The 24,207-nt window shown below is 58.2% G+C and carries 21 protein-coding genes; 2 read left to right on the top strand and 19 right to left on the bottom strand.

Going from position 1 to position 24,207, the window contains the following annotated elements; genetic code table 11:
* Positions 1–613: 613 nt before the first annotated feature.
* From HW274_RS02760 to HW274_RS02670, 19 genes are all read right to left on the bottom strand, one after another.
* Entirely contained in the window at positions 614–1,624 is a 1,011-nt protein-coding gene (locus HW274_RS02760) for a hypothetical protein (RefSeq protein ID WP_144020783.1), read from the bottom strand.
* Positions 1,621–2,214 (bottom strand): hypothetical protein, encoded by a 594-nt coding sequence (locus HW274_RS02755; RefSeq protein WP_185989124.1) that lies wholly within the window; start codon positions 2,212–2,214, stop codon positions 1,621–1,623. Before HW274_RS02755 ends, HW274_RS02760 begins: the two co-directional genes overlap by 4 nt.
* 209 nt (positions 2,215–2,423) lie before the next feature.
* On the bottom strand, positions 2,424–3,485 hold the full coding sequence (locus HW274_RS02750; protein ID WP_185989123.1) for a hypothetical protein: 1,062 nt from the start codon (positions 3,483–3,485) through the stop codon (positions 2,424–2,426).
* Positions 3,486–3,583: 98 nt separating this feature from the next.
* Positions 3,584–4,288, bottom strand: a complete 705-nt coding sequence (locus tag HW274_RS02745; protein WP_144020781.1) for a pilus assembly protein TadG-related protein — start codon at positions 4,286–4,288, stop codon at positions 3,584–3,586.
* Between the two features lie 243 nt (positions 4,289–4,531).
* Positions 4,532–4,747: a hypothetical protein gene (locus HW274_RS02740; RefSeq protein WP_075253452.1), complete on the bottom strand. Its 216-nt coding sequence runs from the start codon at positions 4,745–4,747 to the stop codon at positions 4,532–4,534.
* 168 nt (positions 4,748–4,915) lie between these two features.
* Positions 4,916–5,542 (bottom strand): response regulator transcription factor, encoded by a 627-nt coding sequence (locus HW274_RS02735; RefSeq protein ID WP_075253451.1) that lies wholly within the window; start codon positions 5,540–5,542, stop codon positions 4,916–4,918.
* Positions 5,539–6,768, bottom strand: a complete 1,230-nt coding sequence (locus HW274_RS02730) for a sensor histidine kinase (RefSeq protein WP_081376161.1) — start codon at positions 6,766–6,768, stop codon at positions 5,539–5,541. The genes HW274_RS02735 and HW274_RS02730 overlap by 4 nt, the downstream gene beginning before the upstream one ends.
* Positions 6,761–7,660, bottom strand: a complete 900-nt coding sequence (locus tag HW274_RS02725; protein ID WP_256692402.1) for a type II secretion system F family protein — start codon at positions 7,658–7,660, stop codon at positions 6,761–6,763. The genes HW274_RS02730 and HW274_RS02725 overlap by 8 nt, the downstream gene beginning before the upstream one ends.
* 4 nt (positions 7,661–7,664) lie before the next feature.
* Positions 7,665–8,591 carry a type II secretion system F family protein gene (locus HW274_RS02720; protein ID WP_260679157.1) on the bottom strand — a complete coding sequence of 309 codons (927 nt, stop codon included), beginning with the start codon at positions 8,589–8,591 and terminating at the stop codon, positions 7,665–7,667.
* Positions 8,588–9,871, bottom strand: coding sequence for a CpaF family protein (locus HW274_RS02715; RefSeq protein ID WP_075253448.1), 1,284 nt, complete (start codon positions 9,869–9,871; stop codon positions 8,588–8,590). Before HW274_RS02715 ends, HW274_RS02720 begins: the two co-directional genes overlap by 4 nt.
* Positions 9,862–10,248, bottom strand: a complete 387-nt coding sequence (locus tag HW274_RS12945; RefSeq protein ID WP_075253492.1) for a TadE/TadG family type IV pilus assembly protein — start codon at positions 10,246–10,248, stop codon at positions 9,862–9,864. Before HW274_RS12945 ends, HW274_RS02715 begins: the two co-directional genes overlap by 10 nt.
* A 12-nt stretch (positions 10,249–10,260) precedes the next feature.
* Entirely contained in the window at positions 10,261–12,174 is a 1,914-nt protein-coding gene (locus HW274_RS02705; protein WP_178384969.1) for a CpaE family protein, read from the bottom strand.
* Positions 12,175–12,200: 26 nt separating this feature from the next.
* Positions 12,201–13,004, bottom strand: coding sequence for a Flp pilus assembly protein CpaB (gene cpaB, locus HW274_RS02700; protein WP_075253446.1), 804 nt, complete (start codon positions 13,002–13,004; stop codon positions 12,201–12,203).
* A 1,545-nt stretch (positions 13,005–14,549) separates the two neighbouring features.
* A complete protein-coding gene (locus tag HW274_RS02695; protein WP_144020780.1) occupies positions 14,550–15,557 on the bottom strand; it encodes a hypothetical protein in 1,008 nt (335 codons plus the stop codon).
* Positions 15,557–16,057, bottom strand: coding sequence for a hypothetical protein (locus HW274_RS02690; protein WP_144020779.1), 501 nt, complete (start codon positions 16,055–16,057; stop codon positions 15,557–15,559). The genes HW274_RS02695 and HW274_RS02690 overlap by 1 nt, the downstream gene beginning before the upstream one ends.
* A 125-nt stretch (positions 16,058–16,182) precedes the next feature.
* Positions 16,183–16,623 carry a hypothetical protein gene (locus HW274_RS02685; protein WP_143223796.1) on the bottom strand — a complete coding sequence of 147 codons (441 nt, stop codon included), beginning with the start codon at positions 16,621–16,623 and terminating at the stop codon, positions 16,183–16,185.
* A gap of 218 nt (positions 16,624–16,841) precedes the next feature.
* Positions 16,842–18,293 (bottom strand): hypothetical protein, encoded by a 1,452-nt coding sequence (locus tag HW274_RS02680; protein WP_185989122.1) that lies wholly within the window; start codon positions 18,291–18,293, stop codon positions 16,842–16,844.
* Between the two features lie 299 nt (positions 18,294–18,592).
* The gene (locus HW274_RS02675) at positions 18,593–19,120 is read right to left on the bottom strand and encodes an OmpA family protein (RefSeq protein WP_396027382.1); all 528 of its coding nucleotides are present in this window, start codon (positions 19,118–19,120) and stop codon (positions 18,593–18,595) included.
* A gap of 152 nt (positions 19,121–19,272) precedes the next feature.
* On the bottom strand, positions 19,273–19,620 hold the full coding sequence (locus HW274_RS02670; RefSeq protein ID WP_040321789.1) for a hypothetical protein: 348 nt from the start codon (positions 19,618–19,620) through the stop codon (positions 19,273–19,275).
* A gap of 784 nt (positions 19,621–20,404) precedes the next feature.
* Here HW274_RS02670 and HW274_RS02665 point away from each other — a divergent pair.
* Together HW274_RS02665 and HW274_RS02660 are read left to right on the top strand one after the other, a co-directional pair.
* Positions 20,405–21,889, top strand: coding sequence for an OmpA family protein (locus HW274_RS02665; RefSeq protein WP_260679154.1), 1,485 nt, complete (start codon positions 20,405–20,407; stop codon positions 21,887–21,889).
* 1,089 nt (positions 21,890–22,978) lie between these two features.
* Complete coding sequence (locus HW274_RS02660) at positions 22,979–24,187, top strand: IS110 family transposase (RefSeq protein ID WP_185989120.1); 1,209 nt, start codon at positions 22,979–22,981, stop codon at positions 24,185–24,187.
* Positions 24,188–24,207: the final 20 nt, after the last annotated feature.

Below are 24,207 nucleotides of genomic sequence, written 5' to 3'. Positions count from 1 at the left end.
GACTGGGAATCCAACTTCCCCCTTGCTACATAGGCCACAAGGGTGTACGAGCGTGATACCCCGTCCACAAGGAACAACGCGATTGCGTCCACAGACGTCTCCTCGGACCAGCCCGGAGGAATGGTCCGTTGACTCCAAGTGAGCTGAACGCACTGGGAGAACCCATCCCATTGAGACGCCTTGACCTCGGAAGGGTTGACGAGAGCAGACACGAGCCGCTCTCGCTCGGCCTCTGCGGCAGCTCTGGCGGCGTCAATATCGGCACCGACCTGAAAGGAAGCAGGCCCTTCAACAGCAAGATATCCCCATGAATCGTCAGTGGGCCACACGTAGACAACCGATAGCCGCTTGTCTCCCAACTTTTCAGGCGCCAGTGCAGAGGCCTCACCTGGAAGACTCAACCGTATGCCACTGACTGGATTGACCTTTCGTCCTGCTACCGCTAGAGGCGCCGCTGCGGCATCGGGGGCCTCTAGGGTGGATGAGTCTCCGTCAGTGGTCGGCCGAGCCTCCACCTCCTGCGCATCGTGACCAGCGCTGTCCGAGCGCCCGCAAGCTGCGACTGGAAACACAACCCCTGCCACCAGAAGAAGTAGAGGACGGCGCGACACAATTATTTCATGTCGGTCACCCATATACTTTTCTCCATCCTCGCCACGATATCATTGTCAGTTCTTCCTGAGAAAGCTATCTGAATCGCACTGACACGCTCTTTCGCCTGGACAACCCACAAAGTTCCCTCTGCCGCCGACGATCCATAAGTAAAATCAACCCGGACCCCCGATACACCATCCTGTCCTAACTTCAGCGGCTGCGGCGCTCCACGACGCGTATACCCTTTCAATGAGCCTGCGATCGAGTCGGCCTCGATCTGGGCAAGGGCATCAGTAGCACTGGATTTACCGGTGTTAGGGGCCAGCAGGACCCGAGTCCGAGTAGCACCGTCAAGATCGGCGTCGACCCAACTCTCCCGCCATCGTTTCGAGCCTGCTACCGCACCGACGATCGACCAAGTGCTGGGGACCGCAAGCGCAGTACCGTCTCGCCCCACTCTGCCCCAGCCATCCGGGACTGCAGGAACACCCTGCGGATCCAGTAGCGATAGGCCCTCATCAACGACTGAACGGTACGACTCACTAAGATCCGACGCCATGAGCGCCACAGCCGCAGCGCTCACTCCATTATGCAGAATCCACAGCCGTCCCGTCCTGGCGAACTCAGCGTCGGTTGCGAAGTCCTTGAAGTGAACTGTCATCTTGCTACGTTCAGCTTCTCCTTCCTCAGTAGTCACACGGTAACCGGGCAGCGCTGCACGTAGAGCAGAATCAGCCTCTGCCATCATTGCATCCGCACTGGAGAGTGCTGACGGGATTCCAACAACCATACGATAGGGCGCACCCGAGGTCTGAGCCCACATGTCGGAGAAGACTGCTATCGCCTCGGAAGCAGCGGAGTGCTTCCAGTCGGTACGTACAGGGAGGTAGGTGCCGGCGGCCAGCACCTTGCTCCAGCCGCGCGACGCGACCGGGGATATCGCCGAGCAGGCGCTCAGGCCCACCGCGAGCGGGACGGCACCGACAAGAGCGAGGGCGGATCTTCGGCGCAGCTTGATCGCCCTACTCACGACGCTGCCTCGAGCATCGACGTCTCAAGTACTCTGGCCACCATGTCGTCAGGCTTGAGGAGCGTGACGACAACATACCCCTGCGTACGTACGACCCACGCGCGGGCCTGCATCACCTCATAGTTACGGTAGTAGGAGAAAGCCAGTCGAGTAATGCTCTCGACTCCCGTAGTCGCATTGGCACCACTACTCGACGACGTCTCAGTCGCTACCGACGTAGCAGACCCACCATTGGTGCTTGCTGCCGTTGCGGCTGGCAGCGCGGGCCCTTCTGAGGGAGTCGAAGAGTCAGTGTGTTCCGTCAACGAGAACGAGCCCGTAGTGCGATAGCCTGGGAAGGAGGAGGACAGCAACGACACCGCGACTTCCGATGCCTGCCCCTGCGTGTTCGCGGGAAGAGGACTACTCACAGCAAGAATCGGTGCGTCGTCGCCGCCCGGATCTACCATCGTGAGCACCCAGGGATCACCGGATCCAGTTGAGCCGCTGGAGCCCTCCTCGCTCGCAGTTCCGGCGGGAACGGGCGTGCGCACCTGTTCCTTCCATGCCGCGGGAACCTCCAGCTCCAGCCCGTTGACTGAACGCTTCACAGTGGGCATGCCATGAGTCGCTGTGCCGGCCACAGTGGGCGCCGAACGTCCCCCAAGAACGGAGCATCCCAGAGATAATATGAGTGGGGATACTCCAGCATTCAGGGCAAGCAGCCGCATTAAAAACCGACGTGTCACCCCCTTGCCTCTCCCAGATTTCACTACTGAATCGCTATATCGATGGTGTCGCTGCCCAATATCCAATATTATCAACCGTTCCCCGACGAAAATGTGCGCCTCCCCGATTTGTCGGGGGCACCGAGCGTCTCTGACGCCACAGGAGGCATGCTACGCAGCCCGGGATCGTCTCGCAGAGTCTGGGAGGTCGGACCACCAGAGCCAGAGGGGATGGTCAGCGTTTCACGAGTGACCTGCCCCTTGGAGTACGTCAGGCGAAGAATCACATCCCCGTCAGCGCCAACCGGTTTGGTGGGCTCGAAGACACCGGAGGGAAGTACAGGCCCATCGACTGCGAAACCGGTGATCCACACGTCGAGAGCGTCACGGTTGGCATCAGTCACCGGTATCTGAACGGTGGTCCGCCTAGTCTGTCCCGCAGAAGACGTTCTGACACCAACCATCGTCAACCCGCGCAGAATACCCTCTCTCGTTCGTTCGACACGAACCTGATTCAGATCCGCAGCATCCTTCCAAGTCCATGTCTCAATCGTCATTCCATCACGCAACCGCTCGGAATGCCTGTAGAGCAGAGGGTCATTGCCTGGCGCAGCAAGGATGGTATTACCCTTAGGTAGCGACAGGTCCACGATATTCAGAGCTTGTTCATTCCCGACGAACGGGTCCAGACCGAGCAAGGAAAGACGCGAAGCTCCTTGAGTCTGGCCAGCAGTCGAATCACTAGGCAGCCCTTGTGCTGCATCAAGGGCATCACAGGTGGTGGTAGTCCCACAGGACAAGGCGTCCAGCGAAAGGAAGATAGACGCGCTCCACGGTGAGGACTTCTGCGTGCCCGACTGCTCTTGCTCATCTTGGCCAGCCGCCCAGAGACTGCCCAACTCCGATGGCGGGCCGGGGGGAAGAACCGCCCTTTTACCTTGAACCCGCCTATGATGCCCTGGCGGCACGAGGCCAGCACCTGAGTTGATAGCGCGTTCATCTGTCGGCGCAGGCAGCTCACCCGGGTCGATGGCACTGGAAATGGACTTGACACTAGAGGCCGAACTACAGAATGAGATATCTAACAAACAGATACCATGACGAGCAATACCTGTCAACCCGATAACGCCAACCATCCCGATAAGAACAATCACCACGATAATCCCGCGGTATCCACGAGTACCAGACTCTGCACGTAGCCTGTTACGCCGGAAAGAACGGCGAGGTACGCTTAAAATCCAGTGAACTATCTTCATGACACAATGAGCCTGGTATCGACTTCTGCCTTCTGAGCGTATCCAGAAGGACGAGGGGGATTATCTTTGCGCTTCTGATCGCCCTTACGACGACCCTCTCCGCCCTCCTTCCGATTTTCTTCTTTATCCTGTCGATCATCCGGTGACGTCATGCAACGACCTTCGGCGCGAACACCAATTCTATTATTCTTGAGGCATAGTCCCTTCGTCAAACTGAGCTCAGCTGAAGCCTTGGATGGAGAGTGGAGTCCAGTGTCACCAACTTCGTCATTCATCTCGACCGAAACGCTGTAGCGCAGCGGCGCCTGTGCAACGAGGGCAGTGAGCGTGGCTCCATTGTCCTGCGCATAACGGGCCGCCTCTTGAGAGGCTCCCTCACAGTAGAACGAGACCGGCTTACCGAACTGCTCCCAGAAGCCCTTGCCATCGGAAGCGCGGATCGCCTTGCCGTATGCGTCTTCCAATTTGTCGGCACAGTAGCCCGCCGCCGCTAAGGCCGCCGAGTCGGAGGCCGTGTTGGAGTTACGTCTGTCGGCGATAGCATCACCTAGAGGGATCATAATGACGAGCCCTACAGTGATGAGTACCACAAGAACGCCAACAAGGAGCACATTGACAGATCCCTCATCGTCGGACGCGTGTCGACGCAACCTACGCATCAGACGGCACAACAAGCCAGGATCGATTTCGAGAAAAAACATGAATCCCCTCCCTCGCGGCAAAACACAACTACTGCCGAAGCTACCACATTGACGATGACACACGAACAGGTGGCGAGCAGATAGTGATACACAGCATTTGTAGTTATCCTCGTACTATATCCTGCCTCAAGGACGGAGGCAGCGCCCTAGGTGGCACCGTTCACACGCCCGTCGCATCACAAAACATAGCGAGTTGGGGTCGTGCGATAAACGCACGCCCCCAACTCGCTGATTGAAGTCTAATCACTCGAAGATCTTATCGATCTTTTCCTTAACCCTCTCGCCGACATTCCATCCCTTGGCTGCCCCGATAAGCGCCACCACAACAACAACCGCGACGACAATGGCACCGGCGTACTCCGTCGCACCCTGCCCCTTCTCGGAACTACGGAGACGATCAGCGATATCCATCATCCAGACACGAGCACGGACCTGTGCGGCGAGGATCGAATTTGACATGACAACTTTCCTTCCTGCGTTGAATCCTCGAGCCGGAAACTGCCTCCGAACGAGAATCACGATTGAACCGAGGACCTGTACCTCGTTGACGTGCACAAGGTTAACGAGCCGACCTGCCGCAGCCCTAGGGGCGGGCGCCCTCTTCAACGCCCCTAGGTCCCACACGATCTATGAGGCCTCTGCCTCACGCCAGGCGATGATCGCCTCAGCACGGTTGTGCACGCCGAGCTTGACATACGCGGCGTTGAGGTAGTTCTTCACCGTACGAGGTGCTAGGAACTGCTCCTCGGCGATCTCCTTGTTGCTCTTGCCACGAGCGGCCGCCTCCAGCACCTCTGCCTCTCGCTCCGTGAGCTGATCGAGAAGCGGGTTGCCACGACGTTCACGCTCGGCTCCCTGAAGAGTGAGATGCGCTGCGGCCTCTGGCCCGAGCACCAGGCCGCCCTGTCGACAGGTTTCTATGGCACCCGCTACCTGCTCAGCACCAAGGCTGCCGTGCACCAAGTAGCCACGAGCGCCGCAGTCCATGGCTTTAGACACGGTGGCCGCGTCCTCGTCCGAGGTGAGCATGATGACCGCCGCAGTCTCCGTAAGGTACGGAAGAGCCTCCAAGCCGTTCATACGTGGCATGCGAACATCGAGGAGAATAATATCAGGAACAAAGGTACGCGCTATCTCTATGGCCTCAGATCCGTCGGCCGCCTCAGCCACCGCTTCCACATCCGGGATGCGGTTCAAGATGCGCCCCAAGCCGAGTCTCACAATGGCGTTGTCGTCAACAATCAGTACCTTCATGCTGCCGTCCTTCCTGGTGCAGAGAAACCGCCCGACGCGGTGGTATCTGAGGATGTCTGTGAATAGGGGATACTGACGCAGACTGTCGTGCCTCCGCCAGGTCTGCTGCTGAGCCCGAGCCTGCCCCCAAGAGCATCGAGACGTTCAGCTACACCACAGAGCCCGTAATGCCCTGAGCCTCGCAAGTTGGAGGAATCATCGAGAATACGTTGCGGTAGACCAATACCGTTATCCTCCACCCGGATGCATAGAGTCGAATCACCGCCAATGCGGACCAGCACCTTAGATGCGTTGGCATGCTTCTCGATATTGGACAGCAGCTCCCCTAGAACCCGTTGAGCCTGCCAAGTGATGCTGGCGTCACCAGAGATTCTGTTACCGAAACACTCAACGCCCACAGGGACGCCGGTGCGTCGTCCCCACGTCTCGGCATCCTGTGCGAGACGAACACGAAGGTCGTCCGTCGGAAGAGACCGAAGCTCATCAAGCACCGCTCGAGACTCTGAGCTGAGGGCATCGGCCGCTGCAAAAAGAGCTATCGCCTCCGTCGCATAGTCTGTCTTCTCAAGAGAATCTCTGAGGACTTCAGCCAGCATTCTCACACCTGCAGCCGACTTAGCCACAGTGTCATGCAGGTCACGGGCAAGAATAAGACGTTCTTCGGCGCCAACTTGAAGCGAATGAGCCTCAGCCGCATCGGCAGCCAGCCCTTCGATGCGCGCTGTTTGGTTGCTCATACGACGTCCTAGAACCACCAGAACCGCAGCGCCACATAGAACCAACACGAGCAGCCGAGTAGAAGCATTAGAGAACGCATAAACAAGGCCACCAACCCCGGCGGTCACAGGAACACACCATGCGAAAAGCGCTTTATCCCCCGATATCACACCAACGAGAAGCGCCGAAAGCAGAAGATAGGACACACTAAGAGCCGGCGCGGAGCGTTCCGATACAAAATCAGCAATGAGTACCGCGATCGATGAAACGGCATCCCAAGTCGTGAAGTACGAGCCGATAACCAGCGCCGCACCCGGACGCCCCCACCTAAAAAGAAGAAGGCAGTTGGCAGGTAACGCAAAAAGGGACACCATAACCACCCATCGGGCGTCGACATGCGAAATTACTACGTCCCACATTATAAGAATCAGAATCAAGGTGAGCCGTAAGTTACTGAGCAAGCGAACCACCGGGGCCAAGGCAGCTTCCGTGAGGGCGCCTTCAGCCATTGAAAAGCCCCTTAATCATGCTGATATTGTTAAGAAGCATGCCACCAACGATGAGGATAATTGCTCCAGGTACGATGAACATCGTCACCACGAGCGACACTTTAGGCTGCGCCTTGGCAGCGGCTCGCCGTACCTGCTGGCCTCGTTGCCGCCGCACCTCCTGTGCAATCTGCTTAAGCGCCTCCTCCAGTGGAGTTCCCAACTCCTCCGACTGAAGAAGCGCCGTTACGAATGCCGATGTGCTGTCTGAGCGGGTCCGCTCTCTGAGTCCCTCCAAAGCATCCCGGCGAGGTACTCCCAGCTGCATCTCCCTCAGCGTCAGACGCATCTCCTCGGTCAGAGGCCCGGAGTACTGGTCGGAGACGCGTTGGAGTGCCACTCGGAAAGGCAGTCCGGCCGCCACCGTAACAGCGAGAACATCCAGGAAGTCAGGTAGGTCGCGTTCAATCATCTCCTGCCGCCGGCGAGCCGTCAGATACAACCAGGAGTGCATCCACACCACAAACAGCACTCCCACGGCCACGCCGATCAGCGTCTGTCCATTCAGTACCGCAAGAAGCATGACAAGCAAACCGACTGTCGCAAATCCTGCCTCCCTCTGAATGAACACCTGAGCAGTCAGCCCGGCGGGTTGTCCGGCGGCACGCAACTGCCAGGACAGCCGCCGAACCCGTTCAGCGCCATAAATGTTCAGTAGGAATCGCTGTGTCAGACGGCCGAAGAAATCCACCACGCGAGTGAACGGCCCTACGCGGGTCCCAGCATCAGGGATGCCACTGTTTTCCGCCTGAAGCAGGTCATCCACAAGTGATCCTCGCATCAAGCGAATCCCTTGCGCCCCCAAAAGAATGACTATCGCTGCAGAGAGTCCAAATAGGATCGGAATAACCAAGACTCTATACCTCTATCCGGGAGACGATCCGCATGAGGAACGTTCCCATGACGAAAAGGGTCGCCGATATCACGAGAAGGATCCTGCCGGCCCAAGAACCTGCCATATAATCGAGAGTACCTGGCTGGAGGAAATTGAGCAGGACAACAGCGCCGAGGCCGATTCCTATAACGGCGTAACCCGCTACGGCAGATCCCAGAATAACGGTGCTAACTTCACGCCGAAGCTCCTTACGATCCTCCAACGTTTGAGATATATCGGCCAGAGCATCACTCAATGCCCCACCGGTACGAGATTGAATGACGATAGTGTGCACAAGAACGTTAACCTCACGCGACGGTAGCCGTTCAGACAAGGCGGTCAGGACCTGATCCACACTCCATCCCAAATCGAGTTCCCGAGATACTCTGCGCATCTCCTGACCAGCAGGTTCAGGCATCTCACGCCCGGCCATAGCCAGACACCGACCAATAGACAACCCTGCGGCGTTTCCATTAGCGATGATTCGCGCCAACTCCGGTAGCTGCGAGATGAAGCCTTCTTTGCGCTGAACGCTACGTCGCGAAATCCATTGAAAGAAGGCAAGTGGCACCATGGCAGCAATAATGATGCTGCTGACTCGCCCCAGAATAACCTGACCGGCAATGATGATAAGAACCATCACCGCCACCAGCGTAGAAAAAGTACCCAAAGGTGACCACGATAATCCAGCGGAAACCAGTTTTCGCGCGAAAACGGCAAACGGCCCTTTGACTGTGAGCCTACCTTCGATCCGCTTCATCCGCTCAGCTGCGCTAACGGCGCCACCTGTAGCCTCAGCCCACAATGCTCGCTTTCGAGCAGACTCATCGAGGAGGAGAGTGATGCCCCACACTCCGAACGCGAGAGTGAAGAGTAGGAGCAAGAAGATCAACCTCACGGTAATACTCATCGCTCTCCCCCCGATAAAGACAGCGACACCTGTTGGCCCATGCGATTCAGGCGCGCTGCAGTCACCTCAGGAAGCGGGAAGAAGCGGAATCCGGAAGTCTTGGCATCTGTTTCGACGTGATCAACAATAGGTTCCGTAGCGTATCCTTCGCGTCTCTCAGATGTAACCGCATCGATCTGTCGCACTCGACGCACACCATCCGAGTCTCGTTCTAATTGAACAATAACGTCAATGGCGCTATTGATCTGATCTCGAATCGTATCAACTGGAAGTTTAAGGTCCGACATACTGGCGAGCGTCTCCAGGCGCCCCATTGCATCACGCGTAGAATTCGCGTGAACAGTGGTTAGCGATCCCTCGTGCCCTGTGTTCATGGCTTGGAGCATGTCCATCGTCTCGCCACCACGAACCTCACCGACAACGATTCGGTCTGGCCTCATACGCAGGGAGTTGCGTACAAGATCACGAATAGTAACCTGCCCCTTACCCTCTGAGTTCGCTGGACGCGCTTCTAAGCGCACCACATGGCTCTGCTGGAGCGAGAGTTCAGCAGAATCCTCAATCGTAATAATACGTTCATGATCCGGAATAAGACCCGAAAGTGCGTTGAGGAAGGTTGTCTTACCTGTGCCCGTACCTCCTGAGACGAGGATGTTGAACCGAGCACGCACCATTGCCCCCAGTAATTCGGCTGCCTCCAGAGGTAACGACGCCTTAGCCACAAGATCGTGCATTCGGAATGGCCTGGGGAAGCGGCGGATTGTCATCGTCGGACCATCGAGAGCCAACGGCGGGATAATAACATTAACGCGCTCTCCTCCAATGAGTCGAGCGTCGACCATAGGACTGGACTCATCCACTCGACGATTAACCGTGGATACAATTCTATCGATGGTCTGATAAAGCTCGTCCTCCGACGTGAAAGCTGAAGGGATCCGCTCGATCCTGCCGTTCCTTTCGACAAATAGATCATGAACGCCGTTAACCATGATCTCAGTGATGCTCTGATCCGCAATAAGAGGCTCCAGCACTCCCAGACCGACCGTGTCGTCAACGATCCTCTGAATGAGCCTCGCACGGCTACGGGTGGACATAACCGGTCCCTCAAACGAGAGAATACGAGCGAGTACGCGCTCCAGACGAGCGCGCTTCTGCGGCATGTCAAGCGCAGACACCTCCTCGATGTTGATCTCATCTAAGAGCCGCGCACGAAACCGTTTGATGAGCTCGCTATTCTCATCCTTCGCCACTTCTGGCAGCATCCGATCTCTCAGTGCCATGCCGCCTCCCCTCGAAGGCGGAAGGTAGCGGTATCACTGATGGTGACGTGACTAACCTCCATGTATCCAGGAATGCCGATCGGCATCTGAGCCGAAACTCTTACGCAACCACGCCCACATGATCCGATCGAATCCAAGTCGATCCAACTTGGCAGAGACGAGTGAACAGCGCGGTTCACTGAGTCGCCTCGTTCCGCAGCCCGAGCTCCGTCACGGGCCGCGTCACGGATCTGTGAGGCGGCCACCACTGCAGTAATTCCCTGCATGAGAACCAGAACAACCACAACGACGATGGGAGCAAATGCAGCCATCTCAACTGCGGCCTGCCCGTGCGCCGATCGCCTACGGAACCGATGAATAACTACCCGGAAGAACATGTCCATGACGAATCACCTTTCCCAGTCGACCCTGGCCGTTGCACTCGCCGGCCCCAGCCCGGGCATGAGGCCTGGGGGGTCGATACTGACACGAACCTCGTTCGAACCGGTCCACGTCACGGTCGTCCTTGGCGCCCAAGAACTCGGCATACGTTCGGTGACGGCATGCACGACCTGACTGTGTGACATTCCTACGCCAAAATTGCGCGCAGCCTCCTGGGCCGCATTATGGGCGACGAAAGAACTCCCACCCAGAAGCAGCAGTTCAAGGCACAGGAAGAAGAGTCCCATCGCAACGACGAAGCCACCGGCAAACTCAACAGCCGTCTGTCCCTGCTCGTTTGAGCCGCCGGTCTCCCGTTTCCAAGAGAGAGCACGCCGGGATCGTCGCTCTCCACTAGCAGGTTGACGTGGTTGCTGCATCTGGGTCTCGGGCACTTCGGAAGCGGCCCGTCGCGGAGGAAGCGAAGGCGGTAGAGGTGCCGACACAGGTGACGCCGGTAGTGGAGCAACTTCATCACTAGGCGCCGGTGCCGGAACCTGTCGGCGTGCTACAGCCGGTTCCTGAGGTGTTATCACGGCCTCGTAACTTTGCGATCTGGCCGGAGACGTTGGATGTGGCGCGGGCGTTGGCTCCGATATCGGGCGAGCAGCGGGCGCCGGTGCCGGAACTGCGCGGGCTGACGACTGAGGTCTATTCTCGTGCGGATTCGGGAACGCAGGTAGCGATTGCATTCGACGCGCAGGGGGGTTGGAGGGACGTCGATAAGACTGAGTAGAACCAACTTCCTGCCTTCCTTCAGTCACTGACCGCTCTGAATCGCCAAGTCGAATCAGTTCCGCGATCGATCGACCGATAGCCGTCAGGGGAGAGAGATCCAGCTCCAGAAGAGAACCCGTATTAACTGCGGCCTCGATACGTTGACCGTTTTCCGGGAGTACACCTAATATCGGACTGTCGACGAGCTTGGCCGCCCCAGCCGGTTGAATCTCATTATGCCGCGATGTCCGGTTGAGGACGATACGTATCGGCGTATTCTGGCCCAGACTCAAACGGTCCATCGTCTCCTTCAGACGGCGGACCGCCCTCAGTGACGGGACTTCAGGAGTTGCAACAATAATGATTACGTCAGCAAGATCAAGTGCCGCTGCCGTTGCATCATCAAGATGAGAGCCGCAGTCGACAATAATATGTCTGTACTGGTAACGCATCGCTTGAAGAATCTGTCGCGTCGCGCCCTCCGTCATTTCTTCACCCAGTTCGCCGTGCTCGGGAGCCGGCAAGAGTTCGATACCCGACCGCACCGGATAGGCTACTTCCGACAGCTCCCTACCTCCGACTTCCGCGGCCACCGCAACAAGATCCGCCACGGAGTGACGCACACGTATCCCGCAGTAGGAGGCCAGGTCGCCGTTGCGCACATCGAGGTCGAGTAACGCCGTATGACCCCGCGAAGCCGCGGCCTTGGCCGCACTCATTGCGATCATCGACGTTCCGACGCCACCTTTCGAGCCAATCACGGCAGCCATTCGCCCAACGGTACGGTTGAGTGACTCCCGCTCGCTCAGGATCTGTCCACTAGCAGCACGGGCCCAGGCCGATAGAGATCGTAGCCGTTCTGCGTAGCGTTCCACAGATGGCGGCAAAGGGAGGACAGCACGAGCTCCGGAATCGATTGCACGAAGCACGGCCTCGCTATCAGTTCTGGGCGATAGCAGACATACGGGGATGAGCGGTTCTAAAGCAGCTATCTCGCGCATGACGGCAAGTCCTTGCCCGCCCTCGACCGCTTCGTCTACGAGGACGATATCGACATCCTGACGCTGAAGTTCGAGGCGAGCCTGTGCGGCGGATGCCAGGACCATCGGATCATTGAATCCATCCAGTTCGGACAAAACTGCCGACACAGCGGCGGAAGAATCCATATCCGAACTGACAAGGAGAGTCCTATTCATCGCTGACCGGCTCCTTCCTGGCCGTTCTTTGGCGGTGTGGCAGACTGCTGCTCACCAGAAGCGCCATCGCTACCCGCGGCCTGTTGCGCATTACTGTTAGGACCTTTGTAGGTCTTTTGCTCCTGGGACAGTGCGCCGGAATCACCAGTCCCGCGCAGTGAAATTCGCACTTCTTTAGCGAATGCCTCAGCATAGGTCACTCTCAGGGTTTGCTCAGGAGTTAACGAGAATGTCATGGGGACTTGTTTTCCCTCTGAATAGTCCCCGGACGCACCTTCGCCTCGCGTAGCCTGAATTTCCCCAACATCTGTGACAAGAGCATTCTCTACAACAATCTCCGCCACGCGATCCTCATTGTCGGTGCCTTCTTTGCTTTCGGTGGCAGCCACTATATCTACGTGATCCCCTGGAGAAACATGTCCGGCAACTCCCGTTTCAGCGTCAACCTTGATGGAAATTTCGCGATTTCCTTCCTTCAGTCCCGGCTGTTCAATCAGCATACCTTCCTGAATGACAGAACCCGCAGTAAAAGTTCCACCGCTAACCAACCCCTCTATCTGCCCAAACGATGAAACTGCTTTCGAAGGGGCCCACCGTTTGGGTAGTTCAACAAGTTCGACATCCTTCTCCTCAATCTTATGCATGGGCTTAATGTCTGTGGTAAGCTGGAGAACCTTCGTCATTGGGCCAACCTGTGAAGACACCGAGTTCACATACGCAGCAACACCAACGAAGGTCAACGCCGCTCCGAGCAGAGTTACGAGAAGTAAGAGAACTCCTCGTCGCTGTCGTGGGTTCATGATGCAATCCTCTCAGACGTCACGTTCGAAGAGTCGAGTACCGACACGGATAGATTTGAAGTTCCACAGAAGGGGCAACCACTGACAGGAATAGTTCTACCGCATCCACTACACGCCACTATTCGGGTGCCGTTCAGCGTCGCGCCGACCAAGGTGCGCAGGTCCTCAATATGCGACACTTCAATCCACCGCCGCGCTCCATACGGCGATGCCCTTCGAGGACGCAGGACAATAGTGGGATTTCCTCCGGTCAGCGTCACCTTCAACGATCCTTGATCCTGGGAAGAGGCCCAACAGACCTCCTTCGACGCGCTGGTGTCCCAGGTTATTCTTGAAGCAGTTCGAACTATTCCCGACTCGAGATCGACATCGAACGACGCTCTCGGAAGAAAGCTGCGTAAATGCTGTCCTATGCCCGGACGAGGTTGAGCAAGACCAGCCACCGAGGACAAGGCAACATGCGTGTGGACACGAGAACGCACGACATCCGCTACACGCTGCGCCATTCCGAAGGAAGAGCGGGGGAGCATAGTCATTGCGCGTAACGCAAGGGCCCTGCTGGTAACCGGGCCACCGAGTATCACCGACGCGAGGTCATCGCGCGCCAGGACCTCCCTAGTTGTCAGCGACGGGCGGGCATCATCATCGTGAGATGCTACAAGGAGAGCATCGCCCTCGAAACTTGACACAGCGTTGACCGCATCGTCCAGTGAAGAGATTGTGTGAACATACATCGGAGCGGGATCTCCAGCCTCCACAGAGCAGACAAAGATCATCAACCCTCTCCTTCCTGCGCAAACACAAGGCGTCTTCGATGGTATGAACGTGACGTTCGACACGTATGCTGCTCCCTTCGGGAGCACGATACGTCAACTGTAACCTAATCGTGATGTCGCCGAGCCCCGTTCGACCGAGAGGATCGACACCTTGACGCATCACCTACGTTCTCGTTAATCGCCAAAGCTCTCGACCGACGAGTGCCCCCAAGACGATCGCACTTCACCGACATCCATCTCGTTGTCCACTTCGAGATTAGTAGCGGTGACCATCACCGATTCTGCCTCCGCGGTCCAACCAGCGACGGCCACCCCGAGCTGTCGTTGCCGACCCGATCATGAGCGCAGGCACCAACAACCCCAAAACAAGTCCAGACAAGCCTTGCAGCATCGGAGTATCCACCGGGATTCCGAGAAATACGTAGGTCACGACAATTCCCATCGGAACGAGAGCTACGTAAGCAACAAGGTGAGCTATTTTCATGCCTCGATCTGAGTTCTTGACAAATCTTCCAAGCATGAGCAGTCCACATCTACCTGTAAGAAACCCCCATGCGCCTTCAAGCAGGACACGGTTAGGCACACCCAGGAACGGCGCAACCCAGAGCTTCCCCGAACGCGGTATAGGGCCATACGGCAGGACCAGAACTCCGAAAATCCCAATCATGGTTACTACAACGACATTCACTACTGAAATATAGGCACTTCGCTCCATTGCGCCCTGCGTCTCCTTGTTATGGCGGTCAGAATCACCCACACCGTCAGCTCATCAGGATGAGACCGTCAGACTTTTTTCCACCGAGTCCCGGATGGAGGAGTCGAGCTGACCAACAACGTTGTATTGCACCGCCGAGACTCGGGACCCATTACTCACGACCCAAAGACAACCTTCGTCGCCGCCGCTTCCTGAAACGAAGTCGGTTCGTACAGCCTCCTTTGCTCCTTGAACACTAATCTGCGACCGAGAACGCATCTTGTATCCAGACAACGTTCCACCTGCATGATCCACTTCAATCTGTGCAATAGCATCCTTGACGCTCTTCTGTGGCATCTCCGGTGCAACCAATATCCTGGCTTGAACCACTGAGTCATCGATTTTCGCCCACCCCGATGTCCAGCGTTTGGAATCTTTAATACCATGTGTATCGACCCAACCTAGCGGTGCGACAAGCGAGACTCCTCCTGCCCGTACTGGGACCATGCCACCAGGAGCATAAGACGCCATCGGCTGATTACCTCCTCCAGTTGCGACACCACTAGGCTGCACGGAGGGATCGAGGGTAATTTTCTTACCCACATCGGATCGTTGTTGGTCAACGATATCAGGACCTGCAAAATTAATCAGGGCACAACGCTCTTTCACCTGAACGGCCCAGAAAGTACCTTTGCCTCCGAGGGGCCAATCCGTACTGTAGTCCTGACGGATAACAATCATTCCGCTGCCGCTCACCGCGGTTCGTTCACCGAGCACTTGAAATCCTCTTGTCGCCGCACGAGCAGCAGACATCGCCAAGCTCAAAGCGCCATAGACGTCTTCTGCCTGAAGGAGAGGGGCCGCTAGGAGCCTATTCTTCTTATTAGGACTCTCCCACGCCCCAACCCACATATCGGAATCGGACTTCGTTTTTTTCCAGCCAGAGGGTACCACGGCATGAAGGCCGTCGACCTCAATATCATCCCAGCCAGATTTACCACCCACCTGGGAACATCCAACTAAGACTGAAAGGGCACTTGCAGAACACCCTAGGACCATAGTACGCCGCGTAACGTTGTTCATCACGCCCCCTTGGGAACGAGAGTTAGAGATTTTTCCATCCCGTTTCTCATTCCGTCATCAATCGACTCGCCAAACAATGTTGCTACAACTAGGTGTCCCTGTTTATCGGCGGTCAGCCAGCTCACCCCCGAAGCCTTCTGACCATCTCCCCAAGTGAATGTTATTCTATCAATAGCAGTGACATCATCTTGTTCCCAGCTGATCACGTCGACCGGCGCATAGTTCTGGATAATCAGGGCGTTAGTGTCATTCACCTGCCTACGGGCGGTTTCCCCACTAGGTGCATCGTTGATGCTGCCCACAATTAAACGCTGTTCAACAGTTCCACTGCCATCATTGCTGCCGTGATCGTATTTTGTTGTATAGAATCCCCAGTTCGTGACTCCTTCAGGGCCTGAGAACGACGCAGGTATCCGAAAACTAAGCGGGTCTGACTGAGCCTCCTTCCACTGTGCCGGATCTTGCGTTGGATCGGGCATCGGCGATGGCGGCTGACTCACTTTTGAAATAGGAGACAAAGATCCTGAGGCCACCCCAGTCTTCGGCCTGCTGCAGGCAGCGAGCACAGACGCAGCCAAAACAATCTGGGCACGCAGTAGAACTTCGCGTCGATCCATTTTCATAACTAGTTCACCGTGATTGAATCGATAATCTTCTGCACTGACTTCAACGACTCTGGTTTGGAGGCATCTGCCATTACATATACGCCGTAGGTGTAGTTCTGAGGACCTTCGAAAATTACGGCGGTACAGGCAATCGATATCGAAGGCGCCTTGTCGTCCAGTTGCCATGGTGACTGCGCCTGCTGGGTCCAGTCCAAACGGTGAGCGTTGCTCCCTCCTGAAACCGAGACATCTTTGGATTCGACAACGGCTCCACCTTGCTTGAAGGCTTCCTGTTCTTCACCGACCAGCGCACTCGCTGATTTATCCGACAGATGATAGTTGTCCACCATCACGGTATACGGCGCCGCATCGTCGTCAAGATCGTATCGTATAGTTTGCCCGCCGCCCTTATAGTTTCTTACATCCGACGTACGAACAGCTGACGAGATGTTGATGGTCACACCCGGAGCCGACTCTGCAATCAGAACACCGCTATTGCTTCCGGATGTATCGCTCTTGCCCACCGTAGCGGACGTCGCAGAGGTGGAGCCGGCATGGGAAGACCCGCTGCTGGAGGCTGCACCGCCGACCCTGCCACACGACGCCAACAGAAGGCATGCCATGACGGCTACAACATTCCGGATGCTACCGAAATAGATCCCACGTTTATGGCCGAGCATCAATGAACATCCTTGTTCTGGTATGACCGAACCCCGTCCGCCCCAGGTCTTCCCAGCTCCTCTACATTCACAGTTTTACTGCGTTCCGATGTCTCAAAATTCTGGGCAAAAGGTCCCCAGTCCTTGTTTTCTCGCTCATCTTTTCTCACTTCCTGCTGCACTCTGTGCACCTTCGCCTTGTCGTGTAGAAGATTGTCGAACTTATTATCCGAGGGCCTGTCAGGATTGAGGCTCGATTGGGGGACGATCAACGCCCCATTGGACCAGGATGATCGGACGTATTCCTCTGCGACCTTTCGTTCCTCAGGACTTAAGGAGTCAACGTCGAGGGTCGAAGTGACGGTCGACCGGACGATGGGCTTATCCCCGTCTGTCTTCACCGACGCCTCGTGACCCATGGCCTTAATTTTAGCCTCTGCCTCCGCAGAGGCTCGACCTTCCTTAGATCCGATGAAAGTAATGGTTTTGAGATTACCATTCTCGTCGGTAGTAAAGTTATATGTGCCAGTGTACTTACCGTAGGCCTCAGCGTTGGCGGAACCAGATAACCCAAAGGTAGCATCACCTTTAGGATTCTTTTTTTCAACATCGACTGAGGCGTCCACTTCCACTTTAGCTTGCGCCTCTCCCGAGTACTGGAAGGTATGTGAGAACGTCTTATTCTCACCATCCTTCTTGCGGTTGTCCTTTATCTCCTCTTTCCTATAGAGAACATTTCCTTTGATGTCAGCCTTCGCCTCTGCATTCGCTTTGGTCGTAACTTTGGCTTCACCCTTGACATCCTTGGATGCACTATAACCTGCGTTCGCCCCGGCGCCTGCATTCACCGCCAGCTCGGCTTGCCAGACGTCCACGTCAAGGTCGGGTCGATCGCTAATATCTTTGTGCTTTAACCCTCGCGCAAACGCAAGGTACCTCTGCTGCTCTTCGATGTTCTGAGCGTTCTGGGCATCCCAGGATGCACATTCGCGTGATGCCGACGGTCCATCACAGAACCAACCTCTCTTCTGACCATGAGTGACTTTAAGTGCGGCCGAAGCGTCAACATTGACACTTACACTGGAAGCGTTGTTGTTCTGTTTTACTTCGGTACCGAATCCGCCGGTGAGCGATACTTGTTGACGATTCTCCAAAGTTCGCAGTTTTTGTCCATTAATATAGGAGGTCTCGTTATAGATTGAGGCATCCGTTGCCTCAAGCGAGGCATATCCAACCTTCCCGTCGACTCTTACGGCGGCACCAGTTGAGCGACCTTCTTCGTGCGCATCCTTCACGATGGTAGACTCATCAACCTTATATGGATCTGACTGGTTGGAGCCAGCACCGCAGACGTCACCTTCATTTCCAAAAACCTTGGAAATGGACGTAGCAATTCCACAAGCAAGACGTTGCCCGATGGGTGTAGCGTAGGCTAATAGTGCCAGCACCACTACCACGACGACCACGATCACACCAGCGTAGGCTGCCGAGCTCTGGCCACGTTCTCGAATCGACCGGGATGATGAATGCATGCCAGTCCCTTCTACTAAAACACAAACAATCCTGCTGCGGCAGATTCTCCTTCACCAGTCAAGCATCCAGCCAGGGGCGATCGCCCTTCATGGTGCCCCCTACTGGCATAGCCCTCGCAGGGCGCCTTCGCTGCGGTGTGCTCGTGTCTGCACAGGAAATGGGCGATTCGGGACGGGATGCGCCCCTCGCATCGAGGTGCGCCAGGGTACCGCCATCACACACGTACTCGATCTCGGCATCACCCCCATCGCACATCGACGTGGCGGTTGGCGGCCTTGCCTGCCTCGTTGACACTGCCGTCCGCGTTGGTCTCGGAGGCCACTGGCTCGCTCTCCCCCTTGCCAGAGGACTGGACGTTCAGGGAGGGGACCTTGGAGGTCAGGTAGTCGGCAACGGCCTTGGCTCGCTGCTCGGAGAGCGTCTGGTTGTAAGCGTCGTCGGCGACGGAATCCGTGTGCCCCACCACGGTGACCGTGGCGGGCGGCTTACCGTTCCAGCGGTTGACGATCTCGTCGAGCACCTGCTTGGCGCGGTCGGTCAAGGCCGTGGAGTCGACGTCGAAGGTGACGTCTCCGGACAGTGAGGCCACCGTGGTCTGGCCGTCCGAGGAATAGGTGACCGCGCTGTCCGAGCTGCTCGAACGCGACACCGGCGTGACGACGCGATCCACGGTCTGAGCCACCCGGGGGTTGCCCGGCCCGGCGCTCTCCGGTTGCTTGGTGATCGTCGTCGGATCGGCTGTAGCGCTGTTGTTCGCAGCCGCCAACGGGTGTCCCGCTTGCGGTGCTGCGGGTAAGGCAGCAGCCTCGGCGGACATCGACCACGATGTTGCCCACACGACGGCGACCGCGGCGGCAAGCACCCCGGACCGGGACCGAGACGTGGCGCCCCTTGCCCATCCCCCATTCATCTGCCGTCTCATCGGGTCACCGCCACGTTGCTGAAGGTCCCCCCATTCGGGATGGTGATGGTGACGTTCTTCGCCTCGGCCGGCACACCGGTGAAGGTCGCCTGAAGCGCGATCGTCTGACCGGGTTTGATGTACTCCGTGAGGTCGCTGGAGCACAGGCAGCCGCCCTGGGAGTCGTAGGAGACGCGGTAGATGCTTGAGGAGGACGGTTCAATGAGAGTCAGACCGTCAGCGTTGTTCGTACTCCCTCCCGGGCTCGCCTTTCCACTGGGCTGAGGCACCGAGTCGTCTCCGTCGGAGAATGAGTCGTAGATCCACATATCGTTCTTCTTGTCATTATTCGTCACGGAGAACATGACGGTGATCGTGGTTCCCGCACCGGACACGGAGTTCAGGGAGACAGTCCCGGGTTTACTGTCAACGGTCGTGGGATGGGACTCAATGGCCGCACCATGCCCACCACCCCCGGCCTGCGCCGATTTCGACGCGGACGCCGACGCACCCTCCCCGTTCGCCCCCGAACCTCCCGGCAGTTGGCAGGACGCCAGGGTTGCCGCCACACCAATGGCGCTCACGGCAGCCAGGATTCGCTTAGAAGTAGTCATCATCATGGAACCTCCGTTGCTCTCGATCAGGCCACGTTGACCTGAGGAATACCGAGACTCTATGCAGCACCCATCATTCGGGAAATGGGGAGACTCCCACGGGGAAAATACGTGCAGTACCCGGTGCTCTACGGTGACCCCAGGGGACTCACATACTCCGCATACAGCGATGGGGAGTACCCGGGAAGCGATGGGGAGTACCCGGGGAGCCCCTCTTGCTGGGATGATTACGTTATGATTACTCTCGGTCGTTGAGAAATTTCAGCGGACCCATGAAGGAGTTCTTGTGTTTCCCGTATCGTCTGGTTCTTCGTGTGTTCCTTCGGCGCCGTCTCGTCGGTCTTTTGTGGCGCTCTCGGCCCTGGCGGGACTCGGGTTGCCGGTGCTGGCGGGTTGTGACCTGCCGGGAGCATCGAAGGACAAGGGTGGATCAGCCTCTCGGTCGGGCTCCACAGCCTCAGCTAAGGGTTCTGCCTCGGTCAGCGCTCCGGCTAAGGCGGGGAGCACTGAGTGGCAGAAGCTCGACGGTCACGTCATGGGCCACAAGGTGAGTGTGGAGGTCTCCCCCGTCGTCCGCCAGGACGACAAGACCTCGTACATCGCCGTGAAGCTCACCCGCGCGTCCGACGACGCCTCCATCGACGCCGTCAACGCCCATGCCTCCACCTCCAGGGACGACAAGCTCAACATCTCCAACTACCTGGGCGTACCGTCAATCTCCCGCCCTGCTACCGGAGCCTCCTTGGTCAAGCTTCTTGACACCGCCTCGGGGCGCGTGTGGAGCGCCACCGACGGCAGCGGACTGTTCCTCGAGCTCGCCCCCGGCGAGGACATGACCTCCTACCTGTCCTTCGGCAAGGTCGACACCGACACCGTCACCGTCATGGTCCCCATGGCCGGCTTCACCACCGTCTCCGTCCTGGACGCCAACGACGCCAAGAAAGCCAAGATCGACCTGTCCATCGCCCAGGCAGCGCTCAAGCAGTCCTCCCACATCGTCCCCGAGCTCGCCGACCCCGTCGCCATCGAGCGCTACACACGGGCCCTGGACGACTCCACCAGCACCCACGCCGGCGGCAAGGACATCACCGTCACCCTCGCATCAGACGTCACCTTCGCCTCCGACTCCGCCGACCTCGCCCCCGGAGCCCAGGCCCAGCTCCAGACAGTCGCCACCCAGCTGAACCAGCACCCCGACGGCGGAACACTCACCATTGTGGGCCACACCGACGACATCCAGGACGACGCCTACAACCAAACCCTGTCCGAGAAACGAGCCAACGCCGTCAAGACCCGCCTCGAACAGCTCACCAGCCTCGACAAGTGGGAGACCAGCGTGTCCGGCAAAGGCGAGAGCCAGCCCAAGATCAAGGACACCACCGACCAGGCCCGCGCCGCCAACCGACGCGTCGAGATCACCCTGACCCCCACCGGCGGCACCACCCCCAAGAACACCCCCACCCCCAACAGCAGCAGCACCGCCACCCCCACCAGCAGCGGTGGTGGCGGTAAGCTGCCCGACCCGAAGGGCCCCGTCGCCAAAGGCTCTGAGGGCGTCACCCTCACCACCAAGAGCGGTGACACCAGCGGAGAGGTCACCATCACCCTCGACCACGTCACCCGCAAAGGCGGCTACCTCCTAGGCACCGTCACCTGCACCGTCAAGAACGGCTCCACCGGCGCACCACTGCACCCCCTGCTCGACGACCCCGAAACCGCCCTGACCAACCAACGCTCCGAATCCGGCGCCCTGTCAACCTTCTACGCCAGCGACGGCCTGACCCTCCTGAGCAACGGCGAACGCATCTTCCCCGCCGACTACAACGACGCCGACGTCGACCACCACCTCCCCCTGACCGAGCTCAACCTCAGCGACCACCTCAAGACCGGCACCACCACCATCTGCATCGTCTGGCCCGACCCCGGCGGCAACACCATCACCCTCGACCACCCCGAGGGCAAGTACTCAACCCCCAACACCGCCTACCGCCTCACCGACATCCCCATCAAGAACAGCTGAAGAAGCAAAGGAGGCGAGGTTGTCCACGAACTGGAGACCGCACCTCAGCGGAGCGCACACAACAGAGAGGATGCTATGCGACGTCGAGATTTTACGGACAACCGGAACTTGCGATCATCAGCCTGACGGGTCCCAGGATCACGGAAGAGCCTTTGAAGACGTTTGCATCCGGAATCGAGGTTAACCATGATTGGCACTCACAGCACACCACAAAAACGAAGTCCATATCCCGCCCTATTGCTGACCTGGACACTAAGTGCCGGATACTTCCTCTTGTCGTGCCTGGGCCTTTCGGCCCTACACGACTCCATCATCAGTTCCATAGGAGTGAGCGGTGCCGGCATTCTCGCACTTATGGTACCTTCGAGCACTGCGCTCTTCAGCACCTTCCTCATCCCTCGTTGGTGGGTCAAGAGATTCATGACATGCTGCGCATTTTCTTTCCTCGTCCCGTCACTTCTGTGCATCGGATCGACTTTCATGATCCCCTACGGAATCCCCAACCGCGAACTATATGTTTCCGAAGTCATATCGCTCGGACTCCTGACCTCATTGTTCGGAACTACTATAGGATGGATCATTCGACGTCGAAAATGACACCAGGCTAACTCAATCGAGTTCCACTGTACTGCAAATTCCGCGAGGTAGCCGGTTCCGATACTGAAGCCCATCCAGGCCTCCTTCAAGGCGGAGAGGTCGTCCCCGTCCTTGCGAGAGGGAGAGACAAGGACGGGGACAACCGGCTTCTCCCCTCCCCCATCCGGTGCGCCACCGACACCTTCACCGTAGTCAGCGCGGCACCCCACGGACCATGGGCAGATGCCCCCGTGGAGGCCTCGTGCAGCCCCAGACAGCCCGTTACCTTGTTGGTGGTCCCGGGTCGTCCGGGGCTGGGCCAGCTGCTGTGGGCATGATGTCTTGCCCCTGTCCTTAGATGATCCGGGGGGTGTTGTCACCCGCAGCAGCCGGGCACTGGTGACCGCTGATAAGGGGAACGACCCATCGAGTGTGAGGTCTTTCGTAACGTGGGTGCGGAACCGGTCGTCCACCGGCTGGCCCCACACCCATGCAGCGAGAGGCGGCACGAAGATGAATACCGAGGACATCGAGGTCTTCATCGGCATCGACGTCGGTAAGAGCGAGCACTGGGCTACGGCCCTGAGCCGGGAAGGGCGGAAGGTCTTCGACAAGGCCCTGCCCAACGACGAGGAGCGCCTGCGTGCTCTCTACAAGAAGCTGGCCGATCACGGACACCTGCTGGTGGTAGTAGACCAGCCCGCCACCATCGGGGCCCTGGCCGTGGCAGTGGCTCAGGACATGGGCATCACCGTGGGCTATCTGCCCGGACTGTCGATGCGGCGCATCGCCGACCTGACACCGGGCAGCGCCAAGACCGACGCCAAGGACGCGGCCGTCATCGCCGGCGCGGCCAGGAGCATGCCCCACACCCTGAGAGCCATCAACGCCTCGGACGAGGACGCGGCCGCCTTGTCGATGCTCACGGGATTCGACCTGGACCTGGCCCGCCAGGTCAACCAGAGCGCTAACCGGATCCGGGGCCTGTACACCCAGATCCACCCCACCCTCGAGCAGGTGCTGGGGCCCTGGCTGGAGCACGACGCCGTCCTGGAGGTCATCGCCGCCTGGCCCACCCCAGCCGACCTGAAGCGAGCGGGCAAGGCAAGGATCGACGCCAGGCTCAAGAAGCACGGGTGCAGGCGGCACGCCACCTGGGCCGGCCAGATCGTCTCGGCCTTGGAGCACCAGAGCGTGGTGGTCGCCGGCACCGACGCCGCCGCAGTGGTGCTTCCTCACCTGGCCAGGCAGCTCATCTCCCTGCACGCTCAGCGGGCCGATGCCGCCGCCCAGGTCGAGGCCCTAGTGGAGGCCCACCCTCTTTATGAGGTCCTGATCTCCATGCCCGGGATCGGGGTCAGGACCGCCGCCGTCTTCCTGGCCGAGACCCTGGGCAAGACCTTCGACACCGGCGCCCAGCTGGCCTCCTACGCCGGGCTCGCTCCCGTCACACGCCGCTCCGGCTCATCGATCCGTGGCGAGCACGTCTCCCACGGCGGCAACAAGAGGCTCAAGCGCGCCATGTTCCTGTCCGCCTTCGCCTCCCTGCGCTCCGACCCCGTCTCCCGGGCCTACTACCAGCGCAAACGAGACCAAGGCAAACGCCATAACCAGGCCGTCCTCGCCCTGGCCCACCGCCGCATCCTGACCCTGCACGCCATGATCCGAGATGGAGCCCTCTACGACCCACAACCAGCCACGAAACTACCCGCCGCCGCTTGACACACCACATAGGGGCACCC

Origin of the sequence: Actinomyces sp. oral taxon 169 (assembly GCF_013394715.1) — a bacterium.
Lineage (GTDB): Bacteria > Actinomycetota > Actinomycetes > Actinomycetales > Actinomycetaceae > Actinomyces.
The sequence above is the reverse complement of the archived record's forward strand: the minus strand, read 5'-3'. Positions and strand labels throughout refer to the sequence as shown.

What these genes read in the sequence shown, in the direction of transcription:
- HW274_RS02745 (WP_144020781.1), bottom strand. Translation starts at nt 4,288, where the DNA reads ATGTTTTTTCTCGAAATCGATCCTGGCTTGTTGTGCCGTCTGATGCGT.
- HW274_RS02660 (WP_185989120.1), top strand. Translation starts at nt 22,979, where the DNA reads ATGAATACCGAGGACATCGAGGTCTTCATCGGCATCGACGTCGGTAAG.
- HW274_RS02730 (WP_081376161.1), bottom strand. Translation starts at nt 6,768, where the DNA reads ATGGCTGAAGGCGCCCTCACGGAAGCTGCCTTGGCCCCGGTGGTTCGC.
- HW274_RS02705 (WP_178384969.1), bottom strand. Translation starts at nt 12,174, where the DNA reads ATGGATTCTTCCGCCGCTGTGTCGGCAGTTTTGTCCGAACTGGATGGA.
- cpaB (WP_075253446.1), bottom strand. Translation starts at nt 13,004, where the DNA reads ATGAACCCACGACAGCGACGAGGAGTTCTCTTACTTCTCGTAACTCTG.
- HW274_RS02665 (WP_260679154.1), top strand. Translation starts at nt 20,405, where the DNA reads ATGGGCCACAAGGTGAGTGTGGAGGTCTCCCCCGTCGTCCGCCAGGAC.
- HW274_RS02670 (WP_040321789.1), bottom strand. Translation starts at nt 19,620, where the DNA reads ATGTTCTCCGTGACGAATAATGACAAGAAGAACGATATGTGGATCTAC.
- HW274_RS02720 (WP_260679157.1), bottom strand. Translation starts at nt 8,591, where the DNA reads ATGAGTATTACCGTGAGGTTGATCTTCTTGCTCCTACTCTTCACTCTC.
- HW274_RS02715 (WP_075253448.1), bottom strand. Translation starts at nt 9,871, where the DNA reads ATGGCACTGAGAGATCGGATGCTGCCAGAAGTGGCGAAGGATGAGAAT.
- HW274_RS12945 (WP_075253492.1), bottom strand. Translation starts at nt 10,248, where the DNA reads ATGTTCTTCCGGGTAGTTATTCATCGGTTCCGTAGGCGATCGGCGCAC.
- HW274_RS02735 (WP_075253451.1), bottom strand. Translation starts at nt 5,542, where the DNA reads ATGAAGGTACTGATTGTTGACGACAACGCCATTGTGAGACTCGGCTTG.
- HW274_RS02740 (WP_075253452.1), bottom strand. Translation starts at nt 4,747, where the DNA reads ATGTCAAATTCGATCCTCGCCGCACAGGTCCGTGCTCGTGTCTGGATG.
- HW274_RS02695 (WP_144020780.1), bottom strand. Translation starts at nt 15,557, where the DNA reads ATGAACAACGTTACGCGGCGTACTATGGTCCTAGGGTGTTCTGCAAGT.